General features: G+C 59.4%; 17 protein-coding genes and 1 tRNA gene. 2 read left to right on the plus strand and 16 right to left on the minus strand.

Annotation, left to right across the window (positions count from 1 at the left end; genetic code table 11):
* Entirely contained in the window at positions 1-663 is a 663-nt protein-coding gene (locus BTJ49_RS01990; RefSeq protein WP_113063673.1) for a response regulator transcription factor, read from the plus strand.
* Positions 664-822: 159 nt separating this feature from the next.
* Here the strand turns inward: BTJ49_RS01990 and BTJ49_RS01995 are convergent, their stop codons facing one another.
* From BTJ49_RS01995 to BTJ49_RS02045, 13 genes are all read right to left on the minus strand, one after another.
* Entirely contained in the window at positions 823-1,887 is a 1,065-nt protein-coding gene (locus BTJ49_RS01995) for a cupin-like domain-containing protein (RefSeq protein WP_113063674.1), read from the minus strand.
* The gene (locus tag BTJ49_RS02000; RefSeq protein ID WP_168184631.1) at positions 1,884-2,879 is read right to left on the minus strand and encodes an arginase family protein; all 996 of its coding nucleotides are present in this window, start codon (positions 2,877-2,879) and stop codon (positions 1,884-1,886) included. Before BTJ49_RS02000 ends, BTJ49_RS01995 begins: the two co-directional genes overlap by 4 nt.
* The gene (locus BTJ49_RS02005; RefSeq protein WP_113063676.1) at positions 2,795-4,048 is read right to left on the minus strand and encodes an arginase family protein; all 1,254 of its coding nucleotides are present in this window, start codon (positions 4,046-4,048) and stop codon (positions 2,795-2,797) included. Before BTJ49_RS02005 ends, BTJ49_RS02000 begins: the two co-directional genes overlap by 85 nt.
* Positions 4,045-5,118, minus strand: coding sequence for a cupin-like domain-containing protein (locus BTJ49_RS02010; protein WP_168184632.1), 1,074 nt, complete (start codon positions 5,116-5,118; stop codon positions 4,045-4,047). The genes BTJ49_RS02005 and BTJ49_RS02010 overlap by 4 nt, the downstream gene beginning before the upstream one ends.
* Positions 5,119-5,176: 58 nt before the next feature.
* On the minus strand, positions 5,177-6,025 hold the full coding sequence (locus BTJ49_RS02015) for an arginase family protein (protein WP_113063678.1): 849 nt from the start codon (positions 6,023-6,025) through the stop codon (positions 5,177-5,179).
* A complete protein-coding gene (locus tag BTJ49_RS02020) occupies positions 6,022-7,230 on the minus strand; it encodes an arginase family protein (protein ID WP_113063679.1) in 1,209 nt (402 codons plus the stop codon). Before BTJ49_RS02020 ends, BTJ49_RS02015 begins: the two co-directional genes overlap by 4 nt.
* The gene (locus BTJ49_RS02025; RefSeq protein ID WP_146742234.1) at positions 7,231-8,586 is read right to left on the minus strand and encodes a hypothetical protein; all 1,356 of its coding nucleotides are present in this window, start codon (positions 8,584-8,586) and stop codon (positions 7,231-7,233) included.
* Positions 8,587-8,645: 59 nt separating this feature from the next.
* On the minus strand, positions 8,646-8,795 hold the full coding sequence (locus tag BTJ49_RS15690) for a hypothetical protein (RefSeq protein ID WP_168184633.1): 150 nt from the start codon (positions 8,793-8,795) through the stop codon (positions 8,646-8,648).
* Between the two features lie 88 nt (positions 8,796-8,883).
* Positions 8,884-9,015 carry a hypothetical protein gene (locus tag BTJ49_RS16030; RefSeq protein WP_255420359.1) on the minus strand — a complete coding sequence of 44 codons (132 nt, stop codon included), beginning with the start codon at positions 9,013-9,015 and terminating at the stop codon, positions 8,884-8,886.
* Positions 9,016-9,139: 124 nt separating this feature from the next.
* Entirely contained in the window at positions 9,140-10,435 is a 1,296-nt protein-coding gene (locus BTJ49_RS02030) for a hypothetical protein (RefSeq protein ID WP_146742235.1), read from the minus strand.
* Positions 10,432-11,964: a radical SAM protein gene (locus BTJ49_RS02035; RefSeq protein ID WP_113063682.1), complete on the minus strand. Its 1,533-nt coding sequence runs from the start codon at positions 11,962-11,964 to the stop codon at positions 10,432-10,434. Before BTJ49_RS02035 ends, BTJ49_RS02030 begins: the two co-directional genes overlap by 4 nt.
* Positions 11,965-12,061: 97 nt before the next feature.
* A complete protein-coding gene (locus tag BTJ49_RS02040) occupies positions 12,062-13,321 on the minus strand; it encodes an FtsX-like permease family protein (RefSeq protein ID WP_113063683.1) in 1,260 nt (419 codons plus the stop codon).
* A gap of 9 nt (positions 13,322-13,330) precedes the next feature.
* Positions 13,331-14,647, minus strand: a complete 1,317-nt coding sequence (locus BTJ49_RS02045; RefSeq protein WP_113064005.1) for an ABC transporter permease — start codon at positions 14,645-14,647, stop codon at positions 13,331-13,333.
* 376 nt (positions 14,648-15,023) lie between these two features.
* Between BTJ49_RS02045 and BTJ49_RS15385 the strand changes: the two genes are divergently transcribed.
* Entirely contained in the window at positions 15,024-15,281 is a 258-nt protein-coding gene (locus tag BTJ49_RS15385) for a hypothetical protein (protein WP_146742236.1), read from the plus strand.
* Between the two features lie 27 nt (positions 15,282-15,308).
* Here BTJ49_RS15385 and BTJ49_RS02050 read toward each other — a convergent pair whose 3' ends face one another.
* The 3 genes from BTJ49_RS02050 to queC all read right to left on the minus strand — a co-directional run bounded on the left by BTJ49_RS02050 (position 15,309) and on the right by queC (position 16,563).
* Positions 15,309-15,581, minus strand: coding sequence for a DUF2845 domain-containing protein (locus BTJ49_RS02050; protein ID WP_240601691.1), 273 nt, complete (start codon positions 15,579-15,581; stop codon positions 15,309-15,311).
* 145 nt (positions 15,582-15,726) lie between these two features.
* Positions 15,727-15,802: transfer RNA gene (locus BTJ49_RS02055), tRNA-Lys, on the minus strand.
* A 74-nt stretch (positions 15,803-15,876) separates the two neighbouring features.
* Positions 15,877-16,563: a 7-cyano-7-deazaguanine synthase QueC gene (gene queC / locus BTJ49_RS02060; RefSeq protein ID WP_113064007.1), complete on the minus strand. Its 687-nt coding sequence runs from the start codon at positions 16,561-16,563 to the stop codon at positions 15,877-15,879.
* Positions 16,564-16,650 lie beyond the last annotated feature (87 nt).

Here is a 16,650-nt window from a genome sequence, read left to right on the forward strand (position 1 = left end):
ATGCGCGTACTGATCGCAGACGATCACAGGCTCGTGGTCGAAGGCGTCAGGCTCAAACTGTCCGAGCTCGGTCCGGACAACGAGTTTGTCGTCGCCACGACGGTGGACGAACTCTACGCGATTCTGCGTGAATCGCCGCCACCGGACATCGCCCTCATCGACCTGTCCATGCCCGGCGCACGCGATTGCCGGCACATCACCGAAGCGCTGCGGATACAGCCGCGCATGCGCGTGCTGATCCTGTCCGGCTGCGAGGACAGCGGCCTGATCAACAAGCTCATCGACAGCGGTGCGCACGGTTTCATACCGAAGGCCTATTCGCCCGACGTCATGCTGTCGGCGATCCGCCTCGTGCTCTCGGGCGGCACCTACATTCCGCCGATGGCGCTGAACCAGTCCTCCAACGACGGCGAACGCTTCAGCTTCGACAGCGGCGACCCCTCGGAGGCATCCCAGGAAGAACAGCTCGCCGAACTGCTGACCGACCGCCAGCTGGACGTGCTCCGTCTGCTGTCACGCGGAAGCCCGAACAAGGTCATCGCGCGCGAACTCGGCATCAGCGAAGGTACCGTCAAGATCCATCTGGCAGCGATCTTCCGCGCGCTCAACGTGCGCAACCGCGTCGAAGCCGTCGTCGCCTCGCAGCAACTGGGACACGCCTGACATCCCTTCGGAAGATGCTTGCTCTCTCGACAGGCCCACGCACTGGCGTCAGCAGAATTCAGGCGGCGCATACACCGGAGTCCGGAGAGTTTCGCTGCAAGTGCTTGTGCATGCGCGGCTCACACTGACACTTGTCGCTGAAACGCCGACCGTAGTGCACTAGGTCGCCAACTGCATCAAATGATGCAGATACGCTTCACGGATAGGCTGCGTATTTGCCGATGAATCCGAAACCGTTGCAGCCCGGAGAATTTCCGCCATGACTCGTCTCCCGATCTCGATATCGGAAAGCGTCTCCACCTGTGCGTGAGTCAGAGTGCCCCCCAGCTTCGACAGGAAGATATCCGGATTTTTTTGCACCCGCTTGCCGAGCATCATCGCCCAGTCCGCGGATCGGGCGTAATCAGCAAGATTGCTGGCATCCACGAAGTCGAAGCTGATGGAAATGGACTTCTCCACGGTACAGACGTGATGCGCCCAGCCCGTACCGACAAACAGAACCTGTCCCTCCTCGACATCCGCGGTCCACTTTTCCGCGTCTTGCCACGTCGGAAAGTCTTTCGCATCGGGGCGCTCAGGATCCAGATACCCCACCGCTGGATTGTAGACATGTCGATGATCGTCCGGCGAATACAGGGTCGCACGCTTGCGTCCACGCAACTGAGCGATCAATGCAATGGTGCCATTGTTATCCACATGCAGCGGTGTGAGCGCTCCCGGTAGACTGACCAGAAGCCACAAGTGATTGAACAGCGAGTAATAATAGGGAAGTGCGTGATTCCATGTCTCGATCGGCCTCGGAACCAGCGGCTTGAATTCGTCGAAAATCGGATCCTGGGCACTGTGCACGAAACGCAGCGTGCCGCAATAAAGCGGCAGGTCCTGTGCAGCGAATGCTTCGTATGACCCCTCCAGCCAGTGCCCCTCGTACAATTCCCGCACCCGATCAGGGTCGCTGATATAGTCGAGATAGCGGGCAAAATCAGTCTCTACACTTACTAATTCATCACGCACATGGGTGACGAAATTCGGCGCCTTGGCGAACGCCTTCAACGCTCCCAGCCGCGACCGGAGATAGTCGATCTCACGCCATTTCCGATAACCGGGCCAGTGCTCACTGTAGCCATTGACCACCCATGGGCTGTCGTGCAGCAGACGCGGATTTTCCGCGAAACGGAGTTCGAACTCCTCGGCGGTCACAACGGGAATGGCTCGTTGCTTCACGCGCCAGCCTCCCCGTGAATCTCCAACGACGGCTGTGCCACAGCGCGTGCACCGCTGACCGCTCGCACGAGCGTCGACAGGATATGCGCGGCAGCCAGACTCGTCTTCCCCTGAATATCCAGGATCGGATTGACCTCCATGATGTCCGCGCCAAGCAACTTTCTGTGCCTCGCCAGCTGTCGAATGTGTTCGCAGAGCGTCGAAACATCCAGCCCTCCGGGCACCGGGTGCCCGGTTCCCGGAGCAACGCAGGGATCCAGGACATCGATGTCGATGGACACATAGAGCGGGAGCGACCCCTTCAGCCATGCATCGGGGATGACGGTGTCGGCATGATCCGCGCAGTTGGGCAACACATCCAGCGATGCATCCTGTCGCGACTCATCGAAGTACGTGATGCCACGATGACCGATCACGAGCATGCGGCGAACGTGGCCCAAGCCTGCAATGCGCCGCAGCACCTGCTTGTGGTTGTGCCAGGAAGCATCCGTGAGCGGACAGAAGTCCGTGTGCGCATCGAACCATACGATATCGACGGGCCCATGCCCGTACATGGCCGACACCGCGGCATAGGACACGGCATGATCGCCTCCGAGCACCAGTGGAAACGCTCCCGCGGCCACGATATCGGCGATGGCTCGACGACTCCTCTCGACGATATCCATCCAATCGCTTCCATCAAAGACGGACACGTCGCCGTGGTCATACCCGTTCGCGTCAGGCGCAGAAACTTCAAGACTGCTTCGACGAATAGCCTCCGGACCTTTTCTGGCGCCGGACACGTAACTGTTTCCAAAGTCGCTCGGAACACCAATAACTTCGAACGTCCCGTGCCTAGATGCCGTTGACGGCGAGGCGCTCGGCCAGCCGAAAAGGCACTCTTCAGCCGTGTGTAGATGAGCTTGCGTCACATCGGATCCTTCGCTGCGCTCAACGCAGTCATCAACAAGTGCAACGCCGTCATCGACAACGTGTTCCAGCACGGGTGCCATGGATTCAAACCGCATAGATCCAAGGAAACGATCGTGTGCGTGCGCCCGATCATGCATAGCAGATCGCGCACATCCCGATAGTCCAGCAACCCTGAATCCGTGCCGTCGAGAGCGTTGGCCATGACCGCCATGTCGATCCCGACATGAACCCGTCTCGCAGCACCTTGGGCCGGTTCGACGGACCAGCGCCCATCCTTTAAGATCGCGTCGACAGGAAGGCTGGTCACCTTCCCGGATAGCGTCTCTTCCGATACTCCGGTGGCCTTGGCCGGGTCGAAAGGATCGGATGGGACGACAGATCCAACACAGACAACACGCTCCACATTCGGAAGCAACGATACATCGTGCAGCCATGCACGGCCCCCGATGGTTGGGGAGCGAGACCGTCCGGAACGCGTGCGCCCGACATGGATGACATCCAGCGGCTCGTTTCGCTGCATGTGCACGATCAGCGGCTCGGCCACAGACGCGTCGCCGCCAAGCAGGACCGGCAACGCACCGTCTCGGGTCAAAACCTCCCATGCGTTTTGCGCACGCCCGAATACCGACGACCTGGACTCTCCATGGTGAACGATCACATCCCCAGCGTCGGCGATCGAGACCCCCTCGAGCACGAACCGATGCCGATCGGTATCGAACCATCCAAGTGGTCGCCCCGTCTCTCGGCTCAAGCGATAAAGCATCTGCAACGAAGCATCCCGGATCGCCAGTGAACCGCGGCGTGCGCCCGCCGCGTCCGGATCCCCGAAATCCCAGGGAATGCCCAACACGACAACCTGAGCCTCCGCAGCCTCCATCTTCTGCACAGGGACATCGAACAAGCGGACCGGAGGATCCGTGACCCAACGCGGGGACGACTCGGGGATGTCATCCTCCGGCACAAGAAACCCTTTCTTTCGAAGCTGAAGGATGGCTCGGGCCGCCTTTTCATTCGCGAGTCCACGCATCCTGAAATCGGCCAGGGACATCGCGGACCTGAACTCGAGCAGCAGAGCATATAAGGCTCGTGGTATCCGGATCCGTGTGCCGTCCGTGGAGAGATAGATCGTTGCCGCCGACTCATCAAGCTTCTCGGCCGCCATCCAAGGAGAGAGGATCCACGCACGCTCTGCATCCGTCTGTACGCCGACCTCGGGATCGGGGACCTCGTGCACGGGAACCGGACTCATACCGGGACCACCTCGCAGTCAGCGAGATACTGGAGCAACTGCTCCTTCACATGACGCGAGCGTGCCGTGGCTTCTCCTTTCAGCGCCGCGCGCAGCACGCAGATCATCAATGCACACCCGAGCTCCTCGACCGGTCCTTGATCGAGTTTCCCGAGCACATCCTCATCATCGACCCGGCTCCGGACCAGATCAGCCTGCTTGCGCGCGAACAACCCCAGCTCCGCGCGCCAGTCCATCGCGTCCGCGTACGCCTGCAGGTTCAGCTGATTGACGATATCGAAACTGACCGTGATCGAGTCGCTTCGAGTCACCACATGATGGGCCCACTGTGGCCCCCAGATCAGCAAGTCACCGGCGGCCAGGCTTCCTGTCCAGGGTCGCGCCTCGCGCCAGGTCGGGAAGAAAGTCTCGTCCGGCGCCAGCGGATCGAGGTAGCCCACATCCGGATTGTAGAAATGCGCCTTGTCTTCGGGACTGTATAGAATCGCTTCCTTGCAGCCCCGAATCTGCGCAAGATACGCGATCACTGCATTATTGTCTTGGTGCAAGGGCGTCAACGCACCCGCAAGGCTCACGTACAGCCAGACATGATTTCCAGACTGGTAGTAATAGGGAATCTCATCGTTGAAGCAGGCCAGCGATCCTGGCAGAAGGGGCGAGAGATCCTTAAGCACTGGCGAAGCGGCATGCCTCACCAGTTGAAGATTTCCACAGTACAGCGGTAGATCGAGCTCACGAAAGAGCGACTCGTCCCCCTTGATCCAGCAGCCGTGAAACAACGATGAAAGTCGGGCCGGATCGTTCACATATTCGAGATAATCGCCGAACGTGGTTCGCACCTGACACATGCGGGAATGTGCATTGGTAACGAATTGCGGAGCCCCTGCCGTCACGGGCAAATGGCCGAAGAGGCGCTGCAGCGCAGCGTGACGATTCCATTGCGTATAGGCTGGCCACTGTTCCACGAAACCGGTTATAAGACAGGGATGCTCCGCGAGGATATCCGGCGACTTCTCGATCAAGTCGATGAATGCACCCAGTTCGTATGTCGGGATGTTCTTCGCTTCCATGTGTGTCCGCTCCTCGCTATCGCCCGGCTCTGATATATCAACTGACGCAAAAAGCTCCCTACGCTCCGCCCGCAATGGCCCTGAGAAAATCTGCGGCGATCGCACAGGTGACGCCCTGCACATCCAGCCGCGGATTCACTTCAACGACATCCGCGCCCACCACGGAACGACTGCGGACGATGGCGGATAGAAAATCACGCACGACCGACGCATCGAGGCCGTGCGGCACCGGGGCGCTTGTTCCCGGTGCCTGGAAAGGGTCCACCACATCGACGTCCACCGAAATGTACCAGGGCAATTCTTCGGCCATGGTTTGCAACAATTCCGAAGCCGGCATGCATCGGGCCTGCGCCGTGGTGAATACCGTTGCCTTGGGGCCCAGACATCGTTCGTCGCCAACCGTGATACCGCGATAGCCAACCTGGACCACGCGCTTCACCCCGGGAAGGGCTTCGATGCGCCGAAGCACCTGCTTGTGGCTATGCACTTCGCCTTCCGACCAGGGACTGAAATCGGTATGCGCATCGAACCAGACCACACCGATATCCTGCCGTTCCTGCAAGACAGAGACCGGAGCAAACGTGATCGAGTGATCGCCTCCGATGACAAGGGGACGCCCCCCCATGTCCAACACTCGTTTCGTGGTGGTTCGTAGCGCCGAGAGAATCGTGTCCAGATCCAAGGAGCCGCAGTCAGCCTGATCACCGAGATCGACCCCTCGAAACGGGGGCTTCTTGATGGAGCATGCCGCTCGACGAATCGCATCGGGCGCCAGCGATGCGCCGCGCGAGACGCCGTTTCCGTGGTCTGCCGGGACACCGATCGCACACAAGTTGCCCGACTCCGATGCCGCATCGCCAGGATCCGGCCAGTCGAAAAGAGTGGGAGTGCCCATGCCGCCGATCATGGCGATGCACGTCCGGAATGCATCGCCGCATCCATCGCCAGCAAAGCGATGTGACAGCCGCAGATCACACGGAGTTCGCCCTCCCTCCCCGAGGAATCGAGCCCGAATATGCCCACCCCCACGATGCGATGACGACGTCCGATCAAAAGCAGAATCTGCCGGACTTCCTGCATGGACAGGCCCTTCCCGCGCGACGGGATGGAGACGTCGAGCACACTCATGTCCACTGACAAGAAAACATCACCTTCCTTCGTCCAGGACTGGAGTGCCGCATTCAAACCGACAGCACGCAAGTCATCGAGCGATATTTCCACATGGCCTGGCTGAGACGGGAAAACATCGACATGTTCCCGCGAGCCCATCGAAAGTGTCCCGACCACGTTTTGCAGTGCTCCCGTCCGGATCCCCACATCCTGCGTCGTGACCATATCTCCGCGCGATGCGTGACGTGTCGACTCTGGCACCAACTGAACCAGTGAGAGCGATCTCCGTTGAGCCAGGTACTGTACGACCGGGAACGCAATGCTCCGGTCGCCCCCCAGGATCAGGGGCACGCTTCGCGTACCAACGATCTCGCCCAACACAGTGCGCAAACGCCGAAACAATTCAGTCTGCGTCTCCCCGTACTCAACGAGCAGATCTGCTGCATCGACCATGCGCGCTCCCTCTAGAATCCGGTCTCCGCTATCTGCATCGAACCAGCCTCGTGGATGACGAGAATCGAAATCCACCAAATATGTGTAATCGAGCGACTTTTCGCGCAACCGCAAAGGCCCCTCGCGACATGGCACCTGGCCGCCGAGATCGTAGGGGACACCGATCACCGTGAACTCCACGTCGACAGAAGCCGTCCCGTATGCAGGCACACTGCAGAAGCGATACGGCGAGGGCTTGCGTGTCGGCTTCACCACCGTCGGCACGTGATCGGGGTCCACGAGCAGACCGCGCTCCATCAACACATGCAGACCGGAACGAAGGCGAGGATCTTCCAGAGTACCCAACGCCTCCTTGACCGTCTGCGGCTTTTCAAATCGGGCAAGCAGGTTGTAAACCCCTGTCGATACCTTCAGACGCGTTCCCGTAGCGGTATGAATGATGACGACGTGCCGGTCATCATGCGATTCCAGCATCAGGTCGGGTGTAACCATCCACCGACGCTCTACCAGGGAGGCACTGACGTCCGTGTGCTCGACGGAAGGATGCATTCACACGCTCCTCTCGTGGAGGGCCGTGTGGCGCATCCGTGTGATGAGACTGAGGATCGCCTTGCCTACGTTCCAGAAGGTCAGCCCCGCACCGACGATCACCAAGATTCGCCAGCCGAACTCTGCGAGCGCTTTCAACACCGTCAGCCAAGTCATGTCCGATGCCAGCTTGTGCCAGGTCTGACCCATGAACGTCGGAAGATTGGTGACGACACTCAGCACGACCACTTCGAAAATGGTCTTCATGACGTAGGCAATGAAGAGCGTGCCGAAAACGGTATAGATGGCAAGGACCCATTTCGCCGACTTCTTCAGCGTGCTCTTCGGTCGATAGCGGCCCCACGTAAATAGCCAGGAAAGTACATCCTGCCACCATATTTCCTGCTGTTTGCGCAGATTGACGATCCCGAAGATGTCGCTGACCAACCAATATCCATCCATGCGCAGGAAAGGGTTGAATGTATTCGCAATCGAAAGATCGACGAAGATGAAACCGAACAGATAGATGGTGTTGCCGGTGCTCTGGTAAGCCAGCAGCATCGCCACGAGGAAGAAGGATTCGAAATAGACGCCTCCGATATCGATGACGGCGCGCTGCCGCCTCGGAAGCCTCCATGCATCGGACACATTGGTCCAGAGAACGGTGTAGATGAGGTACAGCCCCCAACCTATCGTCATGTTCTTGCAGCCGTAATGCGACGCTGCCGTCGCGTGGCCGAACTCGTGACAGATCGTCGCCAATGTGGAAAAGAGCATCAGCACGATCACGCTGGTGATGCCGAGCTGATCGAACTCGAGATGGTGTCCCCTGAACAGGAAACCGTACGCATAGATATGGATGCCGATGAACAGGATCAGCCCCAGCACCATTGCCGTGGGCCGGAACAGGAAACCGAGGCACTTGGCGATCGGCTCGACCACGGATGCTTTGATGATGGGCAGCTTGATATGCAGAAAGGCCTTATTCGACTGGCTGCTCACCGCAACCTCTTCCGGCACCTGATCCGCGCGGATGACGACCCCTTTCGGCATCAGAGACTGCATGACGAGACGCTTAAGCCAGGCCGCTTCCCTGTCCGAATTTCTGCGCTCCATGTAGCTCTCGATCACGGCATCGATGTCCCGTGTTCCGTCGAATTCACGGGCAATCTCGACATACTCGGCCGGCATGGCGAAGCGCACCTCGCCACCACCGTCACCGCGAGGCAGAACGCAGAGTTTCATAGGTTTACCGGCATCGGAGTCGAAATCCGAAATTTCCAGCAACGGATTGATTCTTGGTAAGTCCTTTTGAGTCATAACGTCATGGCCTGAGTACGGCCAGGCGGAAATCCGCCTGGCCTTGTCGCCATGCATGAATCAACCGAACGACCCGCATCGGGCAGATTGACCGATCCATGCCATGAACCCTTCGATCAGAACGACTTGGTCTGATCGCAACGACCATTGCAGCGGCCGGCGAGTTCAAGACGATCCTCCAACTCAATGATCTCGAACTCGTCGATCAGCAGCGCGTCGTGCTTCGGTTCGCTGAGGTTCTGGTTCTTGCTCGATTTGCTGTTCATCACATGTCTTCCTTGTCGATGAATAAGGTTGAAAATCAGTCGGGGGGACGGATGAACCGACACCCCAAACCAAACACTTCAAGGTCCGTTACAGCGACTGGACCTGTCCGTCGCAACGGCCATTGCAGCGACCGGCCAGTTCGAGACGATCCTCCAGCTCGATGATCTCGAATTCGTCGATCAGCAGCTTGTCGTTCTTGGTCTCTTTGATGTCAGCCATGGTGATTTCCTCCTGAAATGATCCAATGGGTGCGGCAGTGGAATACGGCCGCGCAAGTGATGTACGTCCCTCCTAACACCGCCACCCCGTACATCAGAAGGTGACAATTCAATGCTTGGCCACGTCACGCAACCGACTCGGCCGAGCCGTGGCGGACCGTCATGACCTCGCGAGCGAGCATTCGGCAGAGAAAGTCCCATATCCGCGCACGCCGATTGGTTTCGAGATGCTCAAACCAATCAATGTCTACGCCGCGGGATGGATCCCGCAGCAGATCGATCAGTAACCTCTCCTCCGCCGGAAACCGATAGCACTTCATCGTTCGCGCATCGACGTAGACCGGCGCGTCACCGTCCGAAAGAAGCAGCATCCGCCGCGCATCCAGCTGCACGGACGCGCCCTGATCGAGCGCCACGGTCAACTGGCGCTCGACCTCTTCACAGGGCGTCTGCGTCCCCTCTTCGGGAACCCGCCACTGATGAAATAGATCGCCACCGCACCATTCCTCGCTGTATTCCAGAAGCATGTCGGCGAACCAGGCGTACAACGTACGCAACGTCGAATCCACGAACCGCGCCGCCACCTCGCCGGAAAGTGCCCCGCCCGGATCGATGACCGGAAGGGTGCGACACACACGCTCGCCGCCCTCGGTGACCGCAATGACCGGAAGCACGGGCGTACCGAATCTGGCCGCCATCGCGATCAGACCGTTTTTCACGCGAACGCGGGTATCGAGCATCGACACGATCGAACGACGATCGTCGCCGCGGGATCCATCCATGCCCGTGTTGCCGTCAATCGTGGAAAAAACGCAACCACCCCGTGCAAGCACGCGGGCGAGTGCAATCGCCCCACCACGCTTCTCGACATTGATGAAGTCGAAATTTTTCCACAGCGCGGCCTCCGGATTGCCTCGCCGGGACGACTCGTAATTCGCATGGGAGTCCTCGGCCAACGGCATGGACACGCGTATCCCGGCATGAGCAAGATCCGAGGGAATATGCCTCATGTGACCAAGATGGAATGAGGCAATCACCACGCCGCGCTCAGCGGAAAGAAGGTCCCGGATCGTATCGACCGGGCATGCCCGCAACTGAAACGACTCAGGCACCGTTCTCAATTGCACCAAGTAGCGACAGTGATATTCCCACCCCAGCCACATTTTGCTGATCGCCGCTTCTCGAGCCTTTTTCGCGAGTTCCCTCGGACTCCAGCGCCCCCCGAAAAGCGCCATCAGATTCATGCGATAGGCGCGAAGACCGTAATGCGAAAGATCTTCGTCGCTCAAGGCATGCAATCGCTCGAGCACTTCTTCGGAAACTGCAGAGGTTGTGGAGAGCATGTGATCGACTGCACGCCGCGCCGGTGAGTTGTCCATACCTTCAGCTTTCACCCTCTCGACGATGGATGACGAGTTCACGCGACCGACCCCGTCTCGGCTTCCTCGACCGCGGCCGATTTCGCCTCATCGACACGCTCTGTTACAGGGCTCCCGACATGATGCTTCGGTGATTCCTCGTCCGCCTGCGCAGCATTGAAATATGCGACCATTTCCTGCTTCGCCGTACGACGGATGCCCGGGCAGCAACGGTCGCCCGTGCTGATACGTACGGCTGGACAATGCACGCCCTGACAGGCCGCAAGCATGTGACAGCTCTGACAACCCGTATCACGCTCGAATGCCGGCTCGGTCCACAACGCCATCTTGTCGACATCCAGATTCAGCGATCCGTCTTCCTGAATCTTGCCGACAATGTTGTAGTCCTTCTTGTCGAGATCGATGGTGCACTTCATGAGATCGCCATGTGCGCCAACAATGAAGTTGTACGGGCGGGCTGCATAGCAAACCTCCTCGCCCGCTCCCAGCCCCGGCTGCCAACCACCGGTCACGCTGAGTCCCAGCCCGCGTGCCGCAGCCGTAAGTCGGGTACGCACGGCATACGACTCATCCATCCCGCACACAGCGAGATTGGCATCGTTTTCCCCACCCCATTTCCCAACGGCGTGGAACGCCAGAATGAAGCGGTCGTCATGCGCGAAGCGTTCCTGGAGTAATTCGAGGAACGCCTCCAGACCAGGCGCATTCTGTTGATCGAAATTGACGCGAATGACAACGGTGAAATCATCATCGCGAGCGGCAAGATTGCATAGGTTGGCGTAGATGACCTCGAACGTTCCGCTCCCGTCACGCGCCCCGCGGTGGCGGTTGTGATCCTCAGCCAGGCCGTCCAGGGTGATCTGGAAATCGTTGATTTGGTAGTTCAGTAGCCGGTCGGCGACTTCCTTCGTCAACAGATATCCGTTCGTGGTGGTATGCGAGTCGTACTGCAGACCTGCCTGTTCAGCGACGTCCGTGAAGAACGGACCGAGATCGTCGATGGCCTCCATTCCATAAAGCGGCTCGCCCCCGAACCAGGACACGCTCAGCTCTTTCAGGGTGCCCAGACGACTTCTCACTAGGTTCTTAATGCCCTCGCGGACCGAAGGCAGCATGGTCCCCTTGCGAAAATCCTCATAGCAGTACGTGCAGCGGAAGTTGCAGTCCTCGGACGTCAGAAGAATCAGTTCCAGTCGATCCGTTCGGTGGTTTTCCTTGCCGAAGGCGTACTGCACACGGCGCAACTCGTCGGTGGCCGCCGGAACCAGAAATCCTCGCTCATTGAGATAGCGTGCGATGCCCTTCTCGTCGTCGGCACTGGTCTTCTGGCTGATCAACGCACGAATGGCGTCATGCTGGGAAGGACGGAAGGCGTTCATGGAGCCGCTGTAGGTGTTCCATAGCAGCAGCCATCCCTCCGTGGTGGTCGCCTGAACATTGAACCGAGACGGTTTGTAGCGCTGACTTGCTTCCTTGCCCGCCAGTTCCGCATCCGCCGTCTTTTCATTGACGACGACAACCGGAATGCGATCCAGGGGCGACTTCGAAAGAACGTCCTTGTTCGTGCTCATACAGACCTCCACAGATTTGAGTCATGGCGAAATCTCGCGCAACGAGCCGAACCTTCTCTCGACAGATCTTTCGACCTGGTCCACTGCGCGTGCTTTCTTACCGAGTATTCGCACCTCGTACAGCATGGCCAGGTTCCACTCGCGCCGCACGACGGGCCGGAATAAACGTGGAAAATTGGCTCAGGAGTATCACGACCGCCATACCCATCAGGACATAGACGACCGGCAAACGGCTCATTTCGTACTGAGTGATGAGCCACAGGTTCAGTCCGACGGCCAGCAGCATGCCGACAAAGGCACCCGTGCCCACGATCAGAAAGTTTTCGACCTGGAAATAGCTGAGAATGTCGCGACGCCTAGCGCCCAGTGCGCGACGAATGCCGATCTGGCGTTTGCGCTGGTCGACCCAGAAGCTGGTCAAGCCGAATACGCCGGCTGCTGTCACGCAAAGAAGAATCAGTGAGATGCCCCCCATCAGCACAGACATGCCGATATCGGCGCGATATGCCTGCCACTTGATCTGCGCGTAGCTACGGATTCCATTGTCGAGAATCACCCGCTGGACATTCAGTTGGTACAACGCAGAGGGCACGGCGCGCATCGCAGCGTCGAGTTGCCCGGCTTTCGCGCGGATGGCGTAACGGGAATAGGTGGAATCCAGCCGGGACGGAACCAGCACCGAGTTATAGGCGAATCGAGTGCTGTATGCATTCGTTCCCGGCGTCTGCAAACGCGCCACGATGCCAACGATCTTGGCCGGCTTGCTGCCACGGCCAAGATACACGCTCTTGCCCAACGCGCGCTCATTCGGAAAGAGCGCTTGCGCCACCTGTTCGCTCACGATTACGACCGACGGAGCATGGGCGTCGCCGAACGCCTGGTGCTGGACGTCATCGGCTACGAACGACCGTCCAGATACAAGTCTGAGCCCCAGGGTTTTCAGCACATTCTGATCTGCGAAATAAAAACTGCTCTCGATGTGCATTCCCACCGAACCCGGCGATCGCCCGAGTTCATCGTTCAATGCTGCCGAACCGAGCAATGGCAAGGAATTGATCGGCGTGACAGAGTCCACCTCTGGCAGGCGCCGCAGCGCAGCCAGATCCTCACGCTGCATGGCATCCAGCCGCTCCAGCGTGCTGGGACGATCCGCCGAATCGATCCCGGCCCATTGCTGGGTGACCAGAAAAAGATCTTTCTCGTCGAGTCCGGTGGATCGATGGATCCGCTCGATGCGCGCACCGATGATGAAGAGCGCATTGCAGACAATGGCCAAAGTCAAAGCCACCTGCAGCACGATGAGGGCAACGCCCGCTTTGTGCCTTCGCAACGCCGAAATCATGGGATGCATACTCATCACCCCACCTCAACCGGACTTCAGCTGCAGCGTGGGCTGCACGAGCGTAGCCCGGAACGTCGGGTAGATCCCTGCCACCAAGGTAGACAGCAGGGCCACCAGAATCGTGAACATAAGAAGCGCTACATCGACGTGCGCCAGTGGAGCGATATCACCCGGAAGAAGTCGGTGCACACACATCACGCCAAGCATCGTCAGCGCGATGCCCAGACATCCTCCCGCCAATCCCACCATGCCGGCCTCCGTGAGGTACTGCGCATAGATGGCACTGCGAGGTGCCCCGACGGCGCGCCGCACACCGATTTCACCGCTGCGACGAAGAAATTTGGCCAACAGGAGACCCGAAGTGTTTGCCAGACATACCAGCAGCAAGCCAAGTGCAACGAGCAAAGAGACACCAGTGTCGGGGGGAACCACCTGCATGTGGTCGAGCCATTGTGGAAGGCTCCGCAAGCGGTTGTTCGGTGCCCAGTGCGTTACGCCACGGTTGCGGAGCCACTCTGCGTAGCCATTGAGATAATGGCGGTAATCCGCCACGGCGGCCGGATCATCGAGTTGAACCATGTAGGCAACCCAGGCGCAACGGGATTGCGCCAGACCCGAAATCCCCGGTTGCTCCGGACTCGACCTGCACTGAGTGTTGCCCGTGGTCGTGATTCCTGCGCTGATCGCCGTATTGAACGGAATCAGGACGTCCTCGCCCGTCGAGGAAAACCCGCCGGAATTGACGACATCGAAGAAGCGAGGCTGAGGATTCCAGTGCTTCATGATGCCAACAACGCGGTATGACCTGCCGTCGATGTCCAGCGTGCGACCGACACTATTGCGACCGCTGAACAGACGTTGATTCAACTGCTGGCTGATGACCACCACATTCGCACGTACTACATCATCGTGCCGGCTCCATCCTGCGCCGAAGCGGAAGGGAACATTCAGCATCGGAAAGAATTCCCCGCCCACGGCATGACCGTCGACGGTCATGGCATGACCTCCGCCATCCGACCGCTGCAAAGTCGGCGAGATTTTATAGATCGCCGATTGGTACGTACCCCGGTGATCGCGCATCAGTGCCCGCGCGGTCGCATAATCCAGTGCATTCGGCAGTACGGCCTTCCCGCCTTGAGCGGAAGGTCCCCATACGTCCACTTGCGGAATGAACAACCGGGAGGACTTCGAAGGAATCGGGTCACCCGAAACCGCGCGGAACACCGCCAGGGTCGTCATCGTGGCCGCAACGCCGAAACCAATCGCGAGCACCATGAGCACAGTCAGCCCAGGGCTACGTCGCAAACTGCGAAACGCAAGATCGGCGTAATACGAAAACAAGATGAGCACCTCGTTCCTTAAGGCAACCTATTCATCCGTGCTGTCTGTGAACGCGATGCATGACGCGTGCCGTCATGCGCCCCCTACACCACAGAGCAATCGGCGGCCCCAACCGCCAATCCTTCCAACTTTGTATAGGGCAGCCACTTCGGTATGTCAATGTTCTTCCGGCAGAGACTGCGGCAACCATGAACCAGAACCATAAATCGACTGGCACCCTGCGGATGGATACTGCAAGCACCCACCCCGCACAGAGACCGCGAGAGAAAACATTCTCCAGAGTGCCAAGCACGCCTTCATTCTGATGTCACCGGAAATCCACGCTCCTGCAATGCCTACTCCCGAAACTTTAGGCATCTTGCCATGGATGCTCCTCATGACCCGCCCCAACTCTTGCAACCGCGCCCGGCAGCAGGCCCACATGTGGCAACGCCTCGCCGAGCAGTGCCGCCGCTGCGGCGATCACGACCTGGAACACGATGCGCGCATGCTGGCTCGGCGCTATCAGCGCCTGGTTGAAGACGACATGAGCGACGCATCGTTCACCACGCCCACAACCGAATCATGTTCGAACAGGGCGCCAGCCTCGCTCTCACAACGATCCGGGCACCGCTCACTACGCGAATGCGTCTGATCCTCTCGGCACCTTCGGGTGGAGACTTCAGCGATAGATTTCCTGGATATCGCTGACCCGCCCGTGGATGACGGTGATAAAAACAGTCTTGTTGTCGAAGTCGTATTCCAGGCGATAGCCACGCAGCGCGCCGAAGCGGTTCTCGATCGGCTCGCGACTGCTGGGCTTGCCTGCAATGCGCAGCACCATGCCTTCGCTATCACCGACCGAAATCAGGCGAGAACCAAAACGGATCGTGGAACCGGCGATCACCGCCGTACTGAACAGCAAGGCCGTAGCGAACGCTAGCAGACGTCTCATTTCCGATGCCCTCCTTGTCGGTCCAGCGACGGCATGCATACAGACACACCTTTCATGCTACACCCGAAGCCTACGCTAGCAGGCAGATCGGAGTGCACATGCATGGCACGAACAGGGATATGAACTTAAGCGAGCAGCAGCAAAATGGTGGGCCGTGTGAGACTCGAACTCACGACCATCGGATTAAAAGTCCGGTGCTCTACCAACTGAGCTAACGGCCCATTTGCCTTGCGCGTTGCGCGCCGCACGCAACGGACGTCGCGTGGGAACCGGCGATTCTACCTGTTCGCGCAGATCAACGGTAGTGCGTCGGGTCCTCGACCCCGGCTTCGGCGAAGCCCTGCGCACGCAGGCGACAGGCATCGCAGTGCCCGCAGGCGCGTCCGCCGGCATCGGCCTGATAGCAGCTGACCGTCTGCGCGAAGTCCACGCCCAGCTCGACGCCGGCGCGCACGATGTCGGCCTTGCTCATCGACATCAGCGGTGCGTGGATGCGCATCGGCGTGCCCTCCACCCCGGCGCGAGTGGCGACCTGGGCGAGGTTCTGGAAACTCTCGATGAAGGCCGGTCGGCAATCCGGGTAGCCGGAGTAGTCCACGGCGTTGACGCCGCAGAAGATGTCACTCGCGTTCAGGACTTCGGCCCAACCCAGCGCCACCGAGAGCATGATCGTGTTGCGGGCCGGAACATAGGTCACGGGAATCCCGTCGCCGCCCTCCTCGGGCACGTCGATGTCGTCGGTCAGTGCAGAGCCACCGATGCTGCGCAGATCCACGTCCACGACCTTGTGCGCGCTTGCGCCCACCATCGCGCAAACGCGCGCGGCGGCTTGCAGCTCGGAATCGTGCCGCTGACCGTAGGCGACGCTGAGTGCATGCACCGCGAATCCCTGCGCCCGCGCCATGGCGGCCACCACGGCCGAATCCATGCCGCCTGAGACCAGGACCACGGCATTGCGTTGGGGGGAAGTCTGCTCTGTCATCGAACTGTCCGCGAAGATCGAACCGGGCATTATCGCGGTTTGCGCACGATCGTGCATCCGCGCACTACGCGTGCCCGAGAGGATGGC

Source organism: Oleiagrimonas sp. MCCC 1A03011 (assembly GCF_003267965.1).
GTDB lineage: Bacteria > Pseudomonadota > Gammaproteobacteria > Xanthomonadales > Rhodanobacteraceae > Oleiagrimonas > Oleiagrimonas citrea.